At 39.7% G+C, this 18,791-nt stretch carries 17 protein-coding genes; 11 read left to right on the top strand and 6 right to left on the bottom strand.

The window, feature by feature from the left end; genetic code table 11:
- The first annotated feature begins 455 nt into the window (after positions 1 to 455).
- Entirely contained in the window at positions 456 to 2,849 is a 2,394-nt protein-coding gene (locus ACFX4I_RS24435; protein WP_377423646.1) for a YhgE/Pip family protein, read from the top strand.
- 211 nt (positions 2,850 to 3,060) lie between these two features.
- Here the strand turns inward: ACFX4I_RS24435 and ACFX4I_RS24430 are convergent, their stop codons facing one another.
- From ACFX4I_RS24430 to ACFX4I_RS24420, 3 genes are all read right to left on the bottom strand, one after another.
- Entirely contained in the window at positions 3,061 to 3,660 is a 600-nt protein-coding gene (locus ACFX4I_RS24430) for an exonuclease domain-containing protein (RefSeq protein WP_377423644.1), read from the bottom strand.
- 109 nt (positions 3,661 to 3,769) lie between these two features.
- On the bottom strand, positions 3,770 to 4,555 hold the full coding sequence (locus ACFX4I_RS24425) for a hypothetical protein (RefSeq protein ID WP_377423642.1): 786 nt from the start codon (positions 4,553 to 4,555) through the stop codon (positions 3,770 to 3,772).
- Between the two features lie 357 nt (positions 4,556 to 4,912).
- Positions 4,913 to 5,539 carry a CAP domain-containing protein gene (locus ACFX4I_RS24420; RefSeq protein ID WP_377423640.1) on the bottom strand — a complete coding sequence of 209 codons (627 nt, stop codon included), beginning with the start codon at positions 5,537 to 5,539 and terminating at the stop codon, positions 4,913 to 4,915.
- Between the two features lie 784 nt (positions 5,540 to 6,323).
- Here ACFX4I_RS24420 and ACFX4I_RS24415 point away from each other — a divergent pair.
- The 8 genes from ACFX4I_RS24415 to ACFX4I_RS24380 all read left to right on the top strand — a co-directional run bounded on the left by ACFX4I_RS24415 (position 6,324) and on the right by ACFX4I_RS24380 (position 14,986).
- Positions 6,324 to 6,902 (top strand): GNAT family N-acetyltransferase, encoded by a 579-nt coding sequence (locus tag ACFX4I_RS24415; protein ID WP_377423638.1) that lies wholly within the window; start codon positions 6,324 to 6,326, stop codon positions 6,900 to 6,902.
- Between the two features lie 174 nt (positions 6,903 to 7,076).
- Entirely contained in the window at positions 7,077 to 7,511 is a 435-nt protein-coding gene (locus tag ACFX4I_RS24410) for a DMT family transporter (RefSeq protein ID WP_076369604.1), read from the top strand.
- Positions 7,512 to 8,220: 709 nt separating this feature from the next.
- Entirely contained in the window at positions 8,221 to 9,855 is a 1,635-nt protein-coding gene (locus tag ACFX4I_RS24405; RefSeq protein ID WP_377423635.1) for a peptide ABC transporter substrate-binding protein, read from the top strand.
- Between the two features lie 133 nt (positions 9,856 to 9,988).
- A complete protein-coding gene (locus ACFX4I_RS24400; protein WP_141994689.1) occupies positions 9,989 to 10,918 on the top strand; it encodes an ABC transporter permease in 930 nt (309 codons plus the stop codon).
- Entirely contained in the window at positions 10,918 to 11,847 is a 930-nt protein-coding gene (locus ACFX4I_RS24395) for an ABC transporter permease (protein WP_053535169.1), read from the top strand. The genes ACFX4I_RS24400 and ACFX4I_RS24395 overlap by 1 nt, the downstream gene beginning before the upstream one ends.
- A gap of 49 nt (positions 11,848 to 11,896) precedes the next feature.
- On the top strand, positions 11,897 to 12,910 hold the full coding sequence (locus ACFX4I_RS24390; RefSeq protein ID WP_230303735.1) for an ABC transporter ATP-binding protein: 1,014 nt from the start codon (positions 11,897 to 11,899) through the stop codon (positions 12,908 to 12,910).
- A 13-nt stretch (positions 12,911 to 12,923) separates the two neighbouring features.
- Positions 12,924 to 13,916, top strand: a complete 993-nt coding sequence (locus ACFX4I_RS24385) for an ABC transporter ATP-binding protein (RefSeq protein WP_377423633.1) — start codon at positions 12,924 to 12,926, stop codon at positions 13,914 to 13,916.
- 215 nt (positions 13,917 to 14,131) lie between these two features.
- A complete protein-coding gene (locus tag ACFX4I_RS24380) occupies positions 14,132 to 14,986 on the top strand; it encodes a crotonase/enoyl-CoA hydratase family protein (RefSeq protein WP_221408330.1) in 855 nt (284 codons plus the stop codon).
- Positions 14,987 to 15,206: 220 nt separating this feature from the next.
- Here the strand turns inward: ACFX4I_RS24380 and ACFX4I_RS24375 are convergent, their stop codons facing one another.
- The 3 genes from ACFX4I_RS24375 to ACFX4I_RS24365 all read right to left on the bottom strand — a co-directional run bounded on the left by ACFX4I_RS24375 (position 15,207) and on the right by ACFX4I_RS24365 (position 16,409).
- Positions 15,207 to 15,407: a cold-shock protein gene (locus ACFX4I_RS24375; RefSeq protein ID WP_029714163.1), complete on the bottom strand. Its 201-nt coding sequence runs from the start codon at positions 15,405 to 15,407 to the stop codon at positions 15,207 to 15,209.
- Positions 15,408 to 15,786: 379 nt separating this feature from the next.
- Positions 15,787 to 16,293, bottom strand: a complete 507-nt coding sequence (locus tag ACFX4I_RS24370; protein ID WP_377423631.1) for an NAD(P)-dependent oxidoreductase — start codon at positions 16,291 to 16,293, stop codon at positions 15,787 to 15,789.
- Complete coding sequence (locus ACFX4I_RS24365) at positions 16,194 to 16,409, bottom strand: hypothetical protein (protein WP_377423648.1); 216 nt, start codon at positions 16,407 to 16,409, stop codon at positions 16,194 to 16,196. The genes ACFX4I_RS24370 and ACFX4I_RS24365 overlap by 100 nt, the downstream gene beginning before the upstream one ends.
- Positions 16,410 to 16,554: 145 nt before the next feature.
- Between ACFX4I_RS24365 and ACFX4I_RS24360 the strand changes: the two genes are divergently transcribed.
- Complete coding sequence (locus ACFX4I_RS24360; RefSeq protein ID WP_377423629.1) at positions 16,555 to 17,103, top strand: GNAT family N-acetyltransferase; 549 nt, start codon at positions 16,555 to 16,557, stop codon at positions 17,101 to 17,103.
- Between the two features lie 221 nt (positions 17,104 to 17,324).
- The gene (locus ACFX4I_RS24355; RefSeq protein ID WP_283931753.1) at positions 17,325 to 18,782 is read left to right on the top strand and encodes a CoA-acylating methylmalonate-semialdehyde dehydrogenase; all 1,458 of its coding nucleotides are present in this window, start codon (positions 17,325 to 17,327) and stop codon (positions 18,780 to 18,782) included.
- Positions 18,783 to 18,791 lie beyond the last annotated feature (9 nt).

Below are 18,791 nucleotides of genomic sequence, written 5' to 3'. Positions count from 1 at the left end.
TTCCAATCAACGTCCAAATTGTACAAGCCATAAAAATAGACAAACTCGATTTTCATCGAGTTTGTCTACAGTCTGAAGGGTATCCATTATGGATACCCTTTTTTGCCATGAAATATAGAGGGCATTTTATCAGCCGATGATAAGGTCTTAATCAGTAAAAAGGCAATCTAAACAGCATATAAAGAGATAAATAGTAAATATAGGATGGAAGACAGTGAAAAAATATTGATAAAAGAATGGATAAATGTTATATTATTTTAGTGATAATGACCAAATGAACAATATAGTCATTAGTTACTGTTGGCATAAAAAGTAATATATAATAAAGGTGAAGATAGTGAATTTCAAATATATATTACAGAAGCAAATGAGTTAAATATGTATTCTTCAATCCGTTTTTCACCGAGATAGATTAAATAAACGGCATATTCGTCGTATAGGAGGGCTTGGTTGGCGTGTTAAAATCTTTAAAGGGTGAATTTTTAGCCATAATAAAACATCCTATGATACTCATTTCCATAATAGGGATCATACTGATTCCCTTATTATACAGCGGCACTTTCCTGTGGGCATTTTGGGATCCATATGGTAAGGTGGACCAATTGCCTGTTGCCATTGTCAATATGGATGAGGGTGCAGAGTTCAATGAATCGGAACTTACAATAGGAAAAGATTTAGTCAAGGAGTTAAAGGAAAAGAAGGACTTCGATTGGCATTTCGTCAGTCAAAAAGAAGCAAATGAAGGCCTGGAAAAACAAGATTATTACATGAAAATAGAAATCCCGAAAAACTTCTCCAAAAATGCAACGACCTTACAGGAGGACAATCCGGAAAAACTTGATCTCATTTATACGTCCAATGAAGGGTTCAACTATATTTCCACTAAAATAGGTGACGCAGCTTCGGAGAGAATTAAAGGGGAGGTTTCGTCAGCCGTTACGAAAACCTATGCGGAGTCAATGTTCGATAATTTGAACGAAATGGCTGACGGACTCAAAAGTGCCAGTGACGGAGCTGGAGAATTGAAAGATGGAACAGATACAGTGAAGAACGGATCAAATGATCTTGGTGATGGGATTAACTCGGCTAAAGAAGGTTCCAAAAAAGTCGATGAAGGAATTGATTCCCTTCATTCAGGTTCTGTCGAAATCCATGAAAACCTGGAAAAATTAGCTGAAAAATCATTGACTTTTTCGAATGGGGTCGGTTCGGCAGCTGCAGGATCAAAAGAACTCAATCAAGGGTTACAACAGTTTAGCTCTGGTGTTGGACAAATGAAAGATGGGCAATCCGAGCTTTTGCAAGGAGCCAAGAAATCTGAAGCGGGTACTGGTGAATTGGCCTCTGGACTGCAACAGTCATTAGAGGGCTTCAATCAAATTGAAGAAAAGCTGCCCGCTTTGACAGAGGGAGCAACTGGTGTAGCTGCTGGAGCTTCCCAACTTTCAGGTTCATTGTCTGAATGGAGTGCAGCATCGGACGAAGCAAAAGCTGGGGCATCTGAAGTTTCGGCAGGTTTGGATGAGGTAATTTCCGGATTGAAACAACAATCTGAAGCTGCGGATGATCCTGCAGAGAAAGCGCGTTTGGAGGGAGTGATTACTTCTCTAACCCGCATCAGTGACGGTAGTAAAGGAGTATCTGAAGGAGTAGGTAAACTATCGGCAAGTGCAACTGAAATTGCTAAAGGCTCAAATAGTCTTAGTGCTGGAGCTAATCAGTTAGGTGAAGGCACGACTGCAATAAGCGGCGGTTTCACTCAATTGAAGCAAGCTCAGGATAAACTCGCCAATGGGGCGAATGAACTGAAAAATGGTCAAGGTCAATTGGTATCTGGCTTGACAACATTTGGCGATAGTATAGATTCAGCACAAAGTGGGCTTGGACAGTTAACCGAAGGCAGCGATAACTTGGTAAGCGGGCTTGATCAGCTTGAAGATGGCTCCAAGCAATTATCAAGTGGAACCTCACAGCTTTCCGAAGGTTCGAAAGGTCTGGTTACAGGAACGGATAAGTTGAAGGAAGGTTCATCCAGCCTTACTAGCGGAATGGGAGAACTGGCGAATGGAGCCATTAAGTTACAAGATGGAATCGCCAAACTTTCAGATGGATCTGCAGAATTACATGACGAATTAAGTGATGGGGCAAATGAAGCAGGCAAGATAAAGTCCAATGAAGAAGTATATGACATGTTTGCAAGCCCAGTTAAAGTGGATAAATTACCAATTAATAATGTCCCGAACTACGGTACTAGTTTTGCACCATATTTAATTTCATTAAGTTTATTTATCGGGGCTATCGTTCTGACGATCATTTTCCCGTTAAAAGATCCTGCTGTTAAACCTGCGAGTGGATTTAGCTGGTTTATTAGTAAATACAGCGTCATGGCACTCATAGGAATCTGTCAAGCCATATTGGTGGACTCGATTTTAATTTTAGGACTTGGAATCAATGTTACGAGCCTGCCGCTATTTTTTGCAGTAAGCATTCTTGCTAGCTGTACATTCATGGCAATCATTCAGTTCCTGGGTTCGGCCTTTGACAATCCTGGCCGGTTCATAGCATTATTGATATTGATTCTACAACTGACCAGCAGTGGCGGAACATTCCCAAATGAATTAGTTCCTGGCTTCCTGCAAGGATTCACACCGTTCCTACCGATGACATATTCTATTAATGCTTTCCGTGCAGTCATCTCAACAGGAGATTATAGCTTCATGTGGCATAATCTTGGCATATTGGCCATATTCCTCGTTGTGGCATTAATATTATCACTTCTTTACTTTATTTATCGGTATAAGAAATTGAACGGCGCATTAAATGAAAAACAGGAAGAAGCAACTGTATAATGATCAAAAAACAGCGACCCGTCATGGGTCGCTGTTTTTTAATAAATATCAGGTAATAAGTGAAATGCAGGGAAATAAAAGTGCCCCTAAAATAACACCCATCGTAAAGAAATGTATTCCTGTTCTCATGGAATGAGCAATTTGCGATAAAACGGTTTGTTTGTGCCAAAACTTTGGTGCAGCCTGTACAATGAAGTCATTATGCAATCAGCTATACCCTTGTCTTTTGAGAAGCAGGTGCATATTTCTTCATTGGATTTTTTGCTATGACTTCCTTTAAGTAAGGATGGCCAGAAGGTCCTGGTTTTCTCATGAGTTCCATTAGGTAAGATATATCGTCCATAGCCCTGTGTGTTTGGAAATTTGTGATATTATGTGCCTGCAGTAATGTTAAGAGTTTACTATTCTCAAATCCGTATTGCTTCCAAGGTACATTCCGCATCGTACAGAACCACTTTTGATCATTGATTTCCGGATACATTTGGTAAAGAAAACTTCTATCGAAAGAGGCATTATGTGCGAAAATCGAATCGGTACGGGCAATGAAGGCTTTTATTTTTTCATCGTGAAAACTTTTTCCTTCTACGGAGCTGTATGGAATTCCATGGATTCTGTACGCTTGATCATAATTCCTCCTTGCTCCATAGGAGAGAGGCTCCCTTAAAAATGATTCCTGATCAATAAGATTAATAATTTCCCCTGTTTCAATGCTGTATGTAAAGAGTATAAGAGCAAGCTCGATGATTTCATCTGAAGAGGGACGTAAACCAGTTGTTTCTACGTCAAGCACTAAACCTAATCTATTAGACAATTTTTTTTCCTCCAGTTGGGTTACATTCTTCTATTATAGCTGACATAGGATAGCTATTGAAAGTGTAATGATTGTTTTAAAGTAGCATTTTTAACTTGAAAAAGATTAGTCATTCCTGAAAATTGGCAGAGCAAGAGAGAACTAACAATGCTAAAAAAAAAGATAGAGTATTGCTTTTTTCAAAGCAATCTCTATCTTTTTTTATCCATTGAAGTACATAAGCATTGCAAAATGCTTTAAAATTCATGTTCGGCAATTCGTATGAATTCTTGGATTGTTTTATATAGTGCAGTCCTTTTTCAGGTTGTTGAAGATGAACCAGATTCTTACCAGTTAATAGATGGAGTTCCGCATATAAATATAATGATTCTATCGAATTACATATGTTGATCCCTTTAAGGGTATAATTTAATGATTCCAGATAATAATGAAGTTCAGTCAATGTTTGTGCCAATCCATGAATGATCTTCAAGATAATGGAACCTTCTTGATTCACATGGGGAATATTCTCGATAAATTCCATTGCTTCATTGAAGATCTTGATGGCCTCATTCAATAATTCTATAGCTCTTTGTTTGTCATTGTACAAATAAAAAAAAGAGATACCTTCATGCCATTTCAAGAATTGATAAAACGATATCGATTTTTCCGGTGCAGTTGCCATTTCTTTTTGGACGATTTCATAAATTGCTCCATAATTACGTGTGCGTTTGTATTTGTTTATCAAAAATTTAATGATTTCTATGTAATTATAAATCGGTTCATTTTTGGTGGTGAAGAAATACGGCAGGTCAACTTTAAGTTTATCCGCAAAAAGTGCCAATTCATCAATGGTTGGAGAAGTGATGCTTCTTTCATAATCTGACAGGGCATTAGGTTCACATATCCCTAGCAAGTTCTTCTCTTGTAAGATTTTGTTTTATTCGTAATTCGTTGATAACAGAGCCAACCTCTATTTTCATTACAATTGCTCCTTTGTACCTATGTCGAGAATTCTATTTTAACATAATTTTATTTTTATAAGTACGACAATTGAAATATAGTATGATATAACTGCTTTACGTGTTTTCCTAGAGTATTCATCCAATAAAAAAATGAAGAATGACTTTTTATTGAAGCGATCAAACTGCAAGACGTCTTTTAGAAAGGTCCCCGCATAATTTTACTTGGAGTCTCTAAACACGGATAATAGCAAGCTTCAGATTTGGAATATAAGGATAAAAAAAGGAGGCGGCAATCTGCCGCCTCTAACTTAATTTCCAATGAATTGCTGGGTCCAATAGTGGGTGTATTTCCCTCCTGTCACATGACCAATTCCAATATGTGTATAGTTCTTGTTCAGGATATTGGCCTTATGTCCAGGGCTGTTCATCCATGATTTCATGACAGCATCCGCACTAGGTTGGCCTGCTGCAATATTTTCCCCTGCGTACTTGTAACTGATCCCAAAGGATTTCATCATTTCGAAAGGCGATCCATAACTGGGGCTTGTATGATTGAAATAATTACTATCTCGCATATCCTCGGATTTCAGAATGGCCACGTTAGAAATGGCTGTATCCATTTTGAGGGAAGGGAGGCCCGATTTTGACCGTTCTTCGTTCACTAAATTAAGGACCTGCTGTTCAACTGATTGACTTTCTTCACGATTAACTGTGGTGTTGGACGTGGGAAGAGTTATCATTTGTCCGATTCGAATTTGATTTGCATCATTTATAGCAGGGTTCGTATTAAGTAATTCGTCAATGCTGACATCATATTCAGTAGCAATTTCCGTTAAGGTATCTCCTTTTGCCACCTCGTAAGTATTGGCTCCCAGAGCAACTTTTGGAGATAATAGGGATAGCGACAGTGCTGATAAAAGGATGATTTTCTTCATATTGATTCCTCCTAGTAGAATATCTGGATTGGAAGTATAGTATGCTATAAAAATAGTTTTGTGTAAAATTAGCTCATTAACATTCTTTATTGGAATGGGAAAAAGGTATCGAATGGGAAGATGATGTTAAGGGTCCATATAACCCGGAAGTGTGTTAAGGGTAACCAAAATCATAGGGCTTTTTGATAAATTGGAAGAATTATTTCATGTAGATAAAGAATCATTTTACGTTTGCAAGCCATGTTTGTCAGGGGAAATAATAATAACATCAAAACATATAGTTATATGGAACTAAAAATGATGAATCTAATAAATTATCCTAGGGTGGAGGTTGAATGGATTTAAAGGCAGGGAAAGTGTTTTGGAAAAGATACATTTGAAGCTAGAAAATATCTAATGTTGGAAGAGAATCTCTCATGTGATGTTTGTATAGTAGGGAGTGGTTCATCGGGGGCACACCATGCCTATTTTTTTTTGCAGAGACGGGACTGAATGTCATCCTGGAAGCTTTTTTTGGTGAGACCCATGATGGTTTACCGACAATAGGAATGTTTCCTAACCATCCTAATTGCTATTTCATATAAGGTAATGACGGGAATGGGGCGGTTTACAGCGTCATCCTTCCCCTATCTTCAGGGATTTGATTACAAAGGGAGGCCATGAGGACTCGGCATTTTATGTTAAGGAAAGGGATTTTTTCAAAAAGTATTGTCCATTAAGACAGGTATCTCTTCTTCACGAATAGAATAAAGTAGACAGCTGAAAATACCGGGGGGATTCTTCGATGTGGTTTAAGGAATTGGAAACAGAAAGGCTGCGTTTAATCGAAATAGGTCACCATCATGCTGAGAGTCTGTTTGAAATTCTTTCTAAAGATGAAGTGACCAAATATGATGGAATAGAAAGTTTAACCCGAGTTGAAGATGCCCGCCGCTTAATCGACTCGTTTAAAAGTGCTTATATAAACAAACGTGGGCTGCGGTGGGGAGTCATTTTAAAGGATTCAGGCAAATTCATCGGTACTGTTGGCCTGAATCAATTGAGCCTTGCGAACAAACGGGCCGAAATAGGATATGAAATCCATCCTGAATATTGGAGGAATCACTTTACGTCTGAAGCTGTCAACGAAGTATTGCGCTATTGCTTTGAAGAATTGGGACTAAACCGAATTGCGGCTTTAACTTTCAAGGATAATATTGCATCCAGAAACCTGTTGAAGAAATTTGGATTTAAAGAGGAAGGCAGCCTTCGAAGTTATCTATTTCTTCGGGATCAACCGCATGATGCCCTTGTATTTTCCTTGTTAAGTACAGAGTATTCCCAGTTAAGACAACAAAGTAGTCAGGGATCAAATAGATTATAGTTTAGCATTAGAACATTGCAGCTGGCCAATAGTGCCAGTTTTTTATTTGTAGAATATCCCTCCCTTTACTGATGATTTTAAATCACTTAAGGACAATATACATATTTTTCATGTTAAAATAGAGTGCGGATTCATTAATCAGTCCGGATGGACATAAAAAGGAGCAAAATCATTGTGAAGATACTATTTCCGTTGCTTGCGGTCCTAGGCGGCATCACCATTGCCATACAAGGACAAATCAATGGTGGATTAGGGAAAAAAGTGGGGGTTATTGAAGCTTCTTTCATTTCGTTTGGAATCGGGACACTCGCTTTATTATTTATTGTTTTGTTCGCGGGAAATGGAAACATTTCTGCCATCGCGTCTGTACCAAAATGGCAATTGATAGGCGGACTGTTAGGGGCTATTTATGTCATTGTGATAGTATTGGTCGTCCCTCAGATTGGAGTGGCACCTGCATTGGTCGGGGTTATCGCAGGCCAGATACTGATCGGGGCAGTCATTGACCATTTTGGTTTATTTGGAGGCGTACGAATCCCATTGGATGCGAAAAAGGTGGCAGGCATTTGTTTACTTTTCGTGTCATTATATTTATTTAATCATAAATAGGGAAGGGTTCATTATTCATTGGATTTGCCGCGTACATATAGGTGGGAAACTGAGGGAATATCTTTATTCCTACATAGTTATTATCCGTTATTTGGGAGTTGATTAAAAAGAACTCAATATTTTATGGAGAAAAAATATTATTCTGCTAAAAAGATATTATTGAATTGGGAATGGTTTGCTAGGAAAGTGGTCTTAGTAACCAACCTGACTCGAATTGTTAGAATGTTTAGAAATAAATAGACGAGCGAACTTATATGAATACTGTCATAAAGGTGTTTGAAAAAACCACTGGAAGTCGGAAGTCATGTTACATCAAATAGGTTATCATTTCTTTTTACCTAGTATCTAGATCGAATTGATTAGCAAATAATTACTATCTTGTGAAAAAGTACTCATCGGTTTATTGATTTTTTGATTTATTCGTAATATACTTAAAATTCAACATCTTTAATTCGAGGTATAGTACCCTTAGCGAGGTTGAAAAGAGGGTGATTTTTTACTAGTAAACTGCATTAATGCGTTTTTTTAGGGAGAAATACAGATTTATGCAAACGGTTCGCTAGTTGTTTTTGGTGAATTCCTGCAATGAATGCTTCTAACTTTCCTCGCTGACATTATATGTACTATACGGAAGATTAGTAGGTGCTAGAAGGATAATCTCTTAAATGGGAATATCCTTATAAAGATTAAAGATAAGGGGGAATATTTTTTGAAAAAGTCTAAATTTTCAGTGCTTGCTCTTCTTATGGCCATCATGCTTATGCTTGCGGCATGCAACGGCGGTTCGAAGGAAACTTCGAATGAAAAAGAAGGCGGCTCGGGTGACTCATCCGGATCAAAAGTATTAAACGTAAACAACTCAAGTGAACCTGGTTCGCTTCACCCTGCCAATGCGCAAGGTACTCATGAATCTTGGATCCTTGAACATACGTTTGAGGGGCTGACAAAGAAAACAGAAGAAGGCAAAATCGTACCTGGTTCTGCAGAATCATGGGAAATCAGTGAGGATGGGTTAACTTGGACATTCAAATTGAAAGATGGTTTGAAATGGTCAAATGGAGATCCGCTTACAGCCAATGACTTCGAATATGCTTGGAAATATGCTTTGAAACCGGAAACAGCTGCTGATTATGCTTACCAACTTTATTATCTTAAAGGCGGGGAAGCTTACAACAGTAAGAAAGGGAAGGAAGAGGACGTAGGCGTAAAAGCGACAGACGATCATACATTAGTCGTTACTTTGGAACAGCCTACACCATATTTCCTTGACTTGACTTCTTTCTATACTTTCTATCCAATCGATAAAAAGGTACAAGAAGAAAATCCAAAATGGGCTTTGGATGCAAAAACACACGTTTCAAACGGTCCGTTCAAATTAACGGAGTGGAAACATAAAGAAAGCCTGAAAATCGAAAAGAATGAAAATTATTACGATAAAGATAAAATCAAATTGGATGCGGTTAACTTTGCTCTAATTGAAGATGAAAATACAGCATGGCAAATGTATCAGAGTGGCGAATTGGACCTCGCTTATCCACTGCCAGTGGATATTCAAGGTCAAATGGTCAATTCTGATGATAAAGAATTCAAAATGGGCAAAGAACTTGCCGTTTACTATTACAACTTTAATACAGAAGTGAAACCTTTCAATAATGCTAAAGTAAGGAAAGCGCTTTCGATGGCTATCGAACGTAAAGAAATCACCGAAAATGTTGCTCAAGGCGGACAAAAGCCTGCATTCGGCGTAGTCCCTCCGGGTATTCCTGATGCATCTGGAGATTTCCAGGAAAATACAGGTAATCTATTTAATGAAGATGTTACCGAAGCTAAGAAATTGTTAAAAGAAGGACTTGCTGAAGAAGGCATGAAAGAATTACCTGAGTTTTCAATTTTGTATAACACGTTAGATTCACACAAGAAAATTGCTGAAGCGGTTCAAGGAATGTGGCGTGATAACCTGGGTGTTGAAGTGACACTTGAAAATGCAGAATTCCAAGTTAAGCTTGACCGTGAAAAAGCTGGCGATTTCGAAATTTCCCGTGCAGGATGGGTTGGTGACTATGTTGACCCGATGACATTCATGCTTTGGGAAACGGACGGCGCCTATAATGATGCAGGTTGGTCAAACAAAGAATATGATAATTTATTAAAAGAAGCAAAATCTACAATGGATCCAAAAGAACGCATGGATGCTTTGCATAAAGCAGAGAAAGTCATGATTGACGAAATGCCGATCCTTCCGGTTTACTTCTATACAAAACCATATATGGTTAAATCGAATGTTACAGGAGTCTATGCTCCGATTAACGCTTATCCGAACTTTATTTATGCGGATAAAAAGTAAGAGAGTGATAAAAGTGAAATGGGAGGTATGTCCGATTAAGGACATACCCCATTTTTCAATTGCGAATTTGAATATTTCATGAATTCATTTCCGTTTTCAACTCCTTAGAAAATCGATGATTGGGGTGATTACCATGTTGAGATATACATTAAACCGTTTTAAATGGGCGATTATTACTTTATGGGCTGTTATTACATTAACGTTCATCATAATGCATACGATTCCGGGAAATCCATTTGCGAAAGAAGGAGCTATGCCTCCTGCTGTTTATGAAAACCTTCAAGTCCACTATGGATTGGACAAGCCGTTGTTGACCCAATATGGGAATTATTTATTGGAAGTCGTTCAATTTGATTTTGGTCCTTCATTGAAATCCTCATCCATTTCCGTGAATGATTACATTTTGAAGGGATTTCCAGTGTCCTTGCACTTAGGGGCACAAGCATTGGTGATTGCCATCTTCTTTGGGCTAATTTTGGGTGTAGTGGCTTCACTGAAAAGAAATAAATGGCCCGACTATTTATCAATGGTCATTGCCATCGTAGGGATTTCCGTTCCTAACTTTATCCTGGCGACTATTTTAATCAATTATTTTGCGATTAAATGGAATATATTCCCTGTTGCTACATGGGCGACATGGCAGCATACCATTTTACCATCCATTGCCCTTTCGATGATGCCGCTTGCTTTCATCGCGAGATTGATGCGGACAAGCATGCTTGAAGTAATGGGGCAGGATTACATTTTGACAGCAAAGGCCAAAGGATTGAAACGGAGCGGTGTCATAATTAAACATGCGATTCGAAATGCGTTATTGCCGATTATTACGATTCTGGGCATCCTTACGGCTAATATCGTGACAGGAAGCTTCATCATTGAACGTATTTTTGGTATTCCGGGCATGGGAGATATGTTCGTAAAGGGAATATCCAACAGAGACTACCCGGTCATTCTTGGTTCCACAATTGTGTATAGTGCGGTGCTTATCCTATTGATATTCATTGTTGATATAGCCTATACGTTGATTGATCCTAGAATTAAAGTGACGGGGGAGAAGAAATAATGGCAGATAAAGTGCATTTAACCGAAGATATGTTCCAACCCGCCGAAGGCAACTTTAAGGAAGCTGAAAAAATAGCAAGACCTACAGTTTCATATTGGTCTGACGTCTGGCGTCGATTTAAAGAAAATAAGCTGGCGATGACTGGATTTGTTCTTATAATCCTCTTGGTCTTGATGGCGATTTTTGGTCCGTATATTAACGGATATACTTATTATGGACAAGATTTCGAGAAAAAGAATCTTAGCCCAAATAGCGAGCATTGGTTTGGAACGGATTCATCAGGAAGGGATCTATTTACGCGAGCTTGGTACGGTGCAAGGATATCCTTGTTCATTGGATTGATGGCAGCGCTGATCGACTTTTTAATTGGTGTCCTTTATGGCGGGATTTCTGCCATTCGCGGTGGACGCACGGATAATATCATGATGCGTTTCGCTGAGGTGATCTATGCGATTCCATACCTATTGATGGTTATCTTAATGATGGTCGTATTAAAACCTGGTATTCTGCCGATCATCATTGCGATGTCGATTACAGGGTGGATTCCGATGGCGCGACTGGTACGTGGACAGGTTTTACAACTGAAAGAGAATGAATATATCCATGCTGCAACCATCTCTGGAGCCAATACGAGCTGGACTTTAAGAAAACACATGATTCCAAATACAATGGGACCAATCCTTGTCAATTTAACGTTGACTGTACCTACTGCCATTTTTGCCGAAGCGACACTTAGCTTTTTGGGACTGGGAGTTCCGGCACCTCAGGCAAGCTGGGGAACATTGACAAGTGATGCCCTGGGAAGCATTCTGGTAGGTAATTTCTATCAACTGTTAATCCCGGCAATATTGATTTCCTTAACGATGTTCGCGTTCAATGTGGCTGGTGACGGATTGCAGGATGCCTTAGATCCAAAACTACGGAAATAAATGAGTCCTAACATAATGATTTGATATTACTAGAATAGGAGGGACGATGATGGAGAACCTATTAGAAGTCAACGATTTACAAATCACCTTCCATACTTATGCAGGTAAAGTGCAAGCGGTTCGCGGTGTGAACTTTGGCGTGAAAAAGGGGGAAGCCGTTGCGATTGTTGGGGAGTCCGGATGCGGCAAAAGTGTTACAGCGAAATCTATCATGAGATTATTGGAAACACCCCCGGCAGAGTATGGAAAAGGGTCGATAAACTTTGGTGGTAAAGACCTTCTTAAAATGAGTGAAAAGGAAATGCAGAAGATTCGCGGGAATGAAATCAGCATGATTTTCCAGGATCCGATGACTTCGCTCAATCCAACGACAAAAATCGGCATCCAGATCATGGAAGGCATTTTAAAGCATAATAAAAACATGTCCCGAAATGATGCATACGAACGGGCGTTGGAAACACTGAAACTAGTAGGTATTCCGCAGCCGGAAAAAAGGATGCAGCAATATCCGCATGAGTTTTCAGGTGGTATGCGCCAAAGGGCGATGATAGCGATGGCCCTTGCTTGCGAACCGAAATTGCTGATTGCCGATGAACCTACTACTGCATTGGATGTAACGATACAAGCGCAAATTTTGGAACTGATGAAAGATATCCAACGAAGAATGGATACTTCCATCATTTTAATCACTCATGATTTAGGTGTGGTTGCGGAAACTTGTGAACGGGTAGTCGTCATGTATGCAGGCAAGGTTGTGGAGACGGGTACGGTAGAAGCAATATTTTCAAACCCGCAGCATCCTTACACAAGAGGTTTGCTTAAAACGGTGCCGAGGCTGGATATGGAAAAAACGGCTCCGTTGGTTCCGATTATCGGGTCACCACCTGATTTATTAGATCCGCCAAAAGGATGCCCGTTTTACCCAAGGTGTGAATCAGCAATGAAAGTGTGCAAAGACCATGATCCGGAGCTTGAAGTAGTGGAAGAAGGTCAGACAGCCGCATGCTGGCTGCACCACCCGATGGCCAAGGCAGCACAGATACAAGCACCGACTAATGTATAAAGGAGGAGAACCAATGGTTTCACTGAAAAATAAGGCCGTAAAAGAAAACACATACAACGAAAATTCTCCTCTTGTTGAAATAAAGAATCTGAAGAAGCATTTTCCTATCGGTTCTCAATCGCTGAAAGCCGTAGATGGTTTGGATCTCAAAATCTACCCAGGGGAAACTGTCGGTCTTGTTGGGGAAAGCGGTTGCGGTAAGTCGACTGCAGGTCGTACAATCACTCGATTATATGAACCGACAGATGGAGAAGTTCTTTTTCAGGGGAAAAATATTTTCGATTACAAACCTGGGGAAATGTCACATATCCGCCGTGAAATACAAATGATTTTCCAAGATCCCTACGCATCCTTGAACCCAAGGATGAAGGTGGAGGAATTGATTGGAGAGCCACTTGCGATTCATGGGATATCAAAAGGTAAAGAGCGAAGAAAACGGGTGGAAGACCTGTTAAAGCTGGTTGGTTTAAGTCCGGAACATATCACCCGTTTTCCCCATGAATTCAGTGGGGGACAACGCCAGCGTATTGGAATTGCAAGGGCTTTGGCTTTAAATCCTAAATTCATCGTTTGTGATGAACCAATTTCTGCCTTGGATGTTTCGATACAGGCTCAAGTGGTCAACTTATTAAAAGAGCTTCAAAAAGAAATGGGATTGACTTATTTATTCATAGCGCATGATTTATCAATGGTCAAGTATATTTCAGATCGCATTTTAGTCATGTACCTTGGAAGAATGATGGAACTTTCGGATAGTGATTCTTTAACGAAAGATCCGCTTCACCCATACACACAGGCCTTGCTTTCTGCAGTGCCGATACCAGACCCGACTATTAAACGGGAAAGAATCGTACTTAAAGGCGATGTACCAAGTCCCATCAATCCGCCGAGCGGCTGTGTATTCCGAACTCGCTGCCCTAAAGCAATGGAGATATGCTCCAGTGCTGTACCTGAATGGAAAGAGCAAAAACCAGGGCATTTCGTTGCTTGTCATTTATATTGGTAAACAAAAAAACCAGTTGCATTTGCGACTGGTCTTTTTTACCTATTTGTGTAAAAAATTTCAAGAATAGGAGCGATTATCATGAATATTTAAATTATTTATCAGTATGTCAAAATAAAACACTAGGAATTTGAAAATAAAACATATAATATGTAATTATATGTAAAAATTAACTTCTATAGAATTTTTTCAATTTGTGAGAGAAGGAGGGACTGTTATTGTATTCCACGATAACTAGTGAAATCGTCGATCGTGTCATGATTGTTACTCTTAATCGTCCTGAGAAAATGAATGCTTTCAATGAAAAGATGTGTGAGGAGATGATTCACGCTTTTAATGAAGCGGACGAAAATGATGACGTACGAGCCGTCATTTTAACTGGCGCTGGGGATGCCTTTTGTGCTGGAATGGATTTGGAAAAAGGTGCAGAAACCTTTATGGATCACACTCCTTTGGTTGAATATCGCGATGCAGGGGGAATGTTGTCATTACGGATTTTTGAGATGAAGAAACCTATGATAGCGGCCATTAATGGAGCGGCAGTCGGGATAGGCATAACAATGACTTTGCCCATGGACATTAGAATTGCTTCATCAAATGCAAAAATGGGTTTTGTATTTGCGAGGCGGGGGATAACGATGGAGGCATGCAGCGGCTGGTTCTTACCTAGGCTTGTCGGAATGGGTAAAGCTTCCGAATGGATTTTTACCGGCAGGATGATTTCGGCCAGTGAAGCATATGAGGGAAGGTTGGTAAATAAGATAGTCGAGCCAGACGAATTGATGTCGGCTGCAATGGAAATTGCAACAGACATTGCGGAAAATACATCTTCCGTTTCTGTGACGCTATCCCGGCAGTTAATGTGGACGATGCTCGGTGCAAACCATCCTGTTGAATCACATAAAATAGAATCGAAAATGATTCATTGGACCGGAAAACAAGCGGATGCACTAGAAGGGATTGAAGCATTCCTCGAAAAAAGGAAAGCCGAATTCAAAATGAAAAGCAGCACTGATATGCCGCCATTTTATCCATGGGGAACGGATCGGACATATGAGGTGGAAAAGAAATGAATGGGGTAATATCAGGGAATCCAAGGCTTCGAAAGTGCTTGATAATTTTTACTTTTCGGATAAATTAGGGTTTCTATTCCTAGTGTGTTATACTGAGTTTACCATTTACTAAACTTGTTTCATGTTCCCTATTCCATGTGAATAGGGTTTTTTTATGATTGCTTTTTCAATCAAAAAAACAGACCCTACAAGTAGGGTCCGTTATATATTGTATTTAAAATTATGCTTTTTGAACGTTAGTAGCTTGGGGTCCACGTTGACCTTGCTCAACTTCAAAAGTAACTTCTTGACCTTCGTCTAATGATTTGAATCCTTCGCTTTGGATAGCTGAGAAATGTACGAATACATCGTCTCCGTTTTCGCGTTCGATGAAGCCAAATCCTTTTTCTGCGTTAAACCATTTTACTTTACCTTGTTCCATTGTTGTTGCCTCCTAGTGTGAATCCACACATTGTGTTACTACCCTTGCTCAATCATTAGACGAAAAGTTTTTCACTTATCAATCTTCCCGAACAAAAATAATTCTTTTTAAATATAACAGATAATGTCGGAATCTGCAAGCTAACAAAGGAAAATTATTTATGTACACAGACAATGAACAATTCTTGATAGCCTTTTTTGTAATCAAGCAAATTTGTTGAATGTTTTTCCCCATTTAGATAGTTCTTTAAATTCGGCATGAAAATATCTAAGCCTTTGGTCGTGAAATTCCGTATTTCCGGATGTGTGCGGTGTGATGATTACATTGTTCCCCCCCCATAATGGGCTATTCTCAAGGAAGTGGCTCCGTTTCAAACACATCAACGTCCAGCAACCGCAATATCTTTGTCCATAAGCACGTGAACCAATTCGTTTTGAATGACGCGATTACGCCTTCCTATATTAATGAAAAAAGCGGTGAGCTTGATTAACTTGAATTCTATTTTCCCGAACATATTCCGCATTTCTGGGGTAAATGGTAATATCACGACAATATAATCACACCTAGGAAGAAGATCATTCCATTGTTTTTGTGTGAACATCTCATCTACAAATTCTTCTGATTTACCGGAATGACGCATTCCTAAAACGGTCATCCCAAAAGACTTGGCAATTTGTTTTCTTTCCGATTTTTCCGACACCGATGATCCGATGGTCTTTTCATGAATTTCCTGCTTCATATGTGCGTGATGCCAAGTCTTTGCCTGCTGTTGATTACCATATTTATCTACTTTGTTAAGGCAAGCATTAACCCGAAAATCGTTTCTGAAATGAGATAAGCATGAACGCCGTTTGCCAGGGGTAATGCATTCACTCCGGCGCTGCATGTCAGGATCCATTTTACATCGCTAACATCAATCGATACAGACATTTCCGCTTTCCAGCCTGCGATCACTTCTGCATCGGTTATATGATCCTTCCATATTTCCGGAAAAGAACTCATTCGAATTTTTGCTTATTATGAGTTTTCTCCCCCCGGCATCGTTTTTTTCTGAATTATTCGTAAATTTCGATAATATTTCAATCGGGAAAGCGATTGCTTAACAATCTTGCTATAATACTATTAATCAATGGAATGGGGTGTATTTATGAACATGAAGGACCTATATGGACAGCTGCCTACTATGGAATCAAAACGCTTGGTTATGAGAAAAGTCACCATGAATGATGCCGAAGACATGTTCGCTTATGCATCCAACAGTGAAGTTTCCCGTTACGTCACATGGGAAGCTCATCGTTCCCTATGTGATACAAAAGATTTTATCCGACTTATCCTACAAAATTATGAGGATAAGAAAATCTCTCCATGGGGCATAGAACACAAGGAAAGTGGTAAGTTGATTGGTACGATTGATTTTGTTTCATGGCAGGTTGATCATCATAGTGCAGAAATCGGGTATGTGCTTGCACCCGAATATTGGGGGAGTGGCTTAATGACCGAGGCAGCCCAGAAAATAATCGACTTTGGCTTCGAAAATATGAACCTAGTTCGAATACAAGCACGGTGCTTCGTTGAAAATTTGGGTTCAGAGCGAGTCATGCAAAAGGCTGGTATGTCTTTCGAGGGAATCATAAGAAAAGGAATGTTTGTCAAGGGAAAACATCAAGACCTAAAGCTATATTCCATAATAAAATGATGGCTGTGAAATCTGCTGATCAAAGAGAAAATTATAAGGAAATATACATCGGCTTTGAAAGCCTGAATTTCTGTTCATGATTATTATGAATATGGGAAAATCAAAAACAAACAATATGTGCAAATATTGAATCAAAAACTATACAAAACGTCTAATGTAAAAAGTCGATTTGAAAAATATAATGAAACTATGAAATCGTGTTGAAATGGAGGGTTTAATTAATGGCAGTTATCAATGATGTAGAAACGTTGAAAAATTATATCGGTGGCAAATGGGTGGATTCCACTACTTCGAAACATGAACAAGTGCCTAATCCGGCAACAGGAGAAGCATTGGCAATCGTACCCCTTTCAACAAAGGAAGATGTAAACCAAGCGGTGCAGGTTGCTAAAAAGGCTTATAAAGAATGGAAAAAGGTGGCCGTTCCAAAAAGAGCTCGCTTCTTATTCCGTTATCAGCAATTATTGATAGAACATTGGGATGAGCTTGCAAAGCTGGTCACTATCGAAAACGGAAAAAGCTATACAGAAGCATATGGTGAGGTTCAGCGTGGGATTGAATGCGTGGAGTTCGCAGCAGGTGCGCCTACCTTGATGATGGGCAGTCAGCTACCTGATATTTCCCCAGGCATTGAATCCGGCATGTATCGGTATCCAATGGGTGTCGTTGCCGGGATTACGCCGTTTAATTTCCCGATGATGGTGCCATGTTGGATGTTCCCGCTGGCAATAGCTTGTGGAAATACGTTTATCTTAAAACCTTCAGAACGGACACCGCTTCTAGCCAACCGTCTTGTGGAATTATTAACAGAAGCCGGTGTTCCGGATGGTGTTGTCAATATCGTCCATGGTGCCCACGATGTCGTGAATGGGATTTTGGAACATGAAGACATTAAAGCGGTATCATTTGTGGGATCCCAGCCTGTCGCAGAGTATGTATACAAAACGGCAGCTGCAAATAAAAAACGTGTCCAGGCTTTATCAGGAGCGAAAAATCATTCAATCGTCATGCCTGATGCAGATTTGGATAATGCGGTAACGAACATAACGAATGCCGCTTTCGGATCTGCAGGCGAGCGCTGCATGGCTGCGTCAGTGGTTGTTGCTGTGGGAAAAGTGGGAGATTCGCTCGTTGAGAGATTAAAGGCAGCAGCAGATGATATCAAGATTGGAAATGGAATGGATAAGGACGTTTTCCTTGGACCAGTGATCCGTGATACACATAAAAAGAGAACTGAACAATATATTGAAATCGGGGAAAAAGAAGGAGCTGTCCTCCTTCGGGATGGCAGGAATGAAGGCGATCAGGAAAATGGCTATTACGTCGGACCGACTTTATTTGATCATGTGAAAACAAATATGCAAATATGGAAGGATGAAATTTTTGCCCCTGTCTTATCCATCGTTCGGGTTAATACCCTTGAAGAAGCAATCGAATTGACCAATCAATCCGAATTTGCCAATGGTGCCTGCCTCTATACGGATAGTGCAAAAGCCATCCGGGAATTTCGCGAAGAAATTGATGCAGGGATGCTTGGTATTAACCTCGGGGTACCAGCGCCAATGGCATTCTTTCCATTCTCCGGATATAAAAGTTCATTTTATGGAGACCTTCATGCCAATGGGAAAGACGGCGTTGAATTTTACACTAGAAAGAAAATGTTGACGGCAAGATACTGATAGGAAAGT

It is taken from the genome of Peribacillus sp. YIM B13472 (genome assembly GCF_042788005.1).
Lineage (GTDB): Bacteria > Bacillota > Bacilli > Bacillales > DSM-1321 > Peribacillus > Peribacillus simplex_E.
This window is presented reverse-complemented; position numbering and strand designations above follow the sequence as displayed.

What these genes read in the sequence shown, in the direction of transcription:
- ACFX4I_RS24420 (WP_377423640.1), bottom strand. Translation starts at nt 5,539, where the DNA reads ATGAAGAAAATCATCCTTTTATCAGCACTGTCGCTATCCCTATTATCT.
- ACFX4I_RS24415 (WP_377423638.1), top strand. Translation starts at nt 6,324, where the DNA reads ATGTGGTTTAAGGAATTGGAAACAGAAAGGCTGCGTTTAATCGAAATA.
- ACFX4I_RS24400 (WP_141994689.1), top strand. Translation starts at nt 9,989, where the DNA reads ATGTTGAGATATACATTAAACCGTTTTAAATGGGCGATTATTACTTTA.
- ACFX4I_RS24395 (WP_053535169.1), top strand. Translation starts at nt 10,918, where the DNA reads ATGGCAGATAAAGTGCATTTAACCGAAGATATGTTCCAACCCGCCGAA.
- ACFX4I_RS24390 (WP_230303735.1), top strand. Translation starts at nt 11,897, where the DNA reads ATGGAGAACCTATTAGAAGTCAACGATTTACAAATCACCTTCCATACT.
- ACFX4I_RS24385 (WP_377423633.1), top strand. Translation starts at nt 12,924, where the DNA reads ATGGTTTCACTGAAAAATAAGGCCGTAAAAGAAAACACATACAACGAA.
- ACFX4I_RS24375 (WP_029714163.1), bottom strand. Translation starts at nt 15,407, where the DNA reads ATGGAACAAGGTAAAGTAAAATGGTTTAACGCAGAAAAAGGATTTGGC.
- ACFX4I_RS24370 (WP_377423631.1), bottom strand. Translation starts at nt 16,293, where the DNA reads ATGCAGCGCCGGAGTGAATGCATTACCCCTGGCAAACGGCGTTCATGC.
- ACFX4I_RS24365 (WP_377423648.1), bottom strand. Translation starts at nt 16,409, where the DNA reads ATGAGTTCTTTTCCGGAAATATGGAAGGATCATATAACCGATGCAGAA.
- ACFX4I_RS24360 (WP_377423629.1), top strand. Translation starts at nt 16,555, where the DNA reads ATGAACATGAAGGACCTATATGGACAGCTGCCTACTATGGAATCAAAA.
- ACFX4I_RS24355 (WP_283931753.1), top strand. Translation starts at nt 17,325, where the DNA reads ATGGCAGTTATCAATGATGTAGAAACGTTGAAAAATTATATCGGTGGC.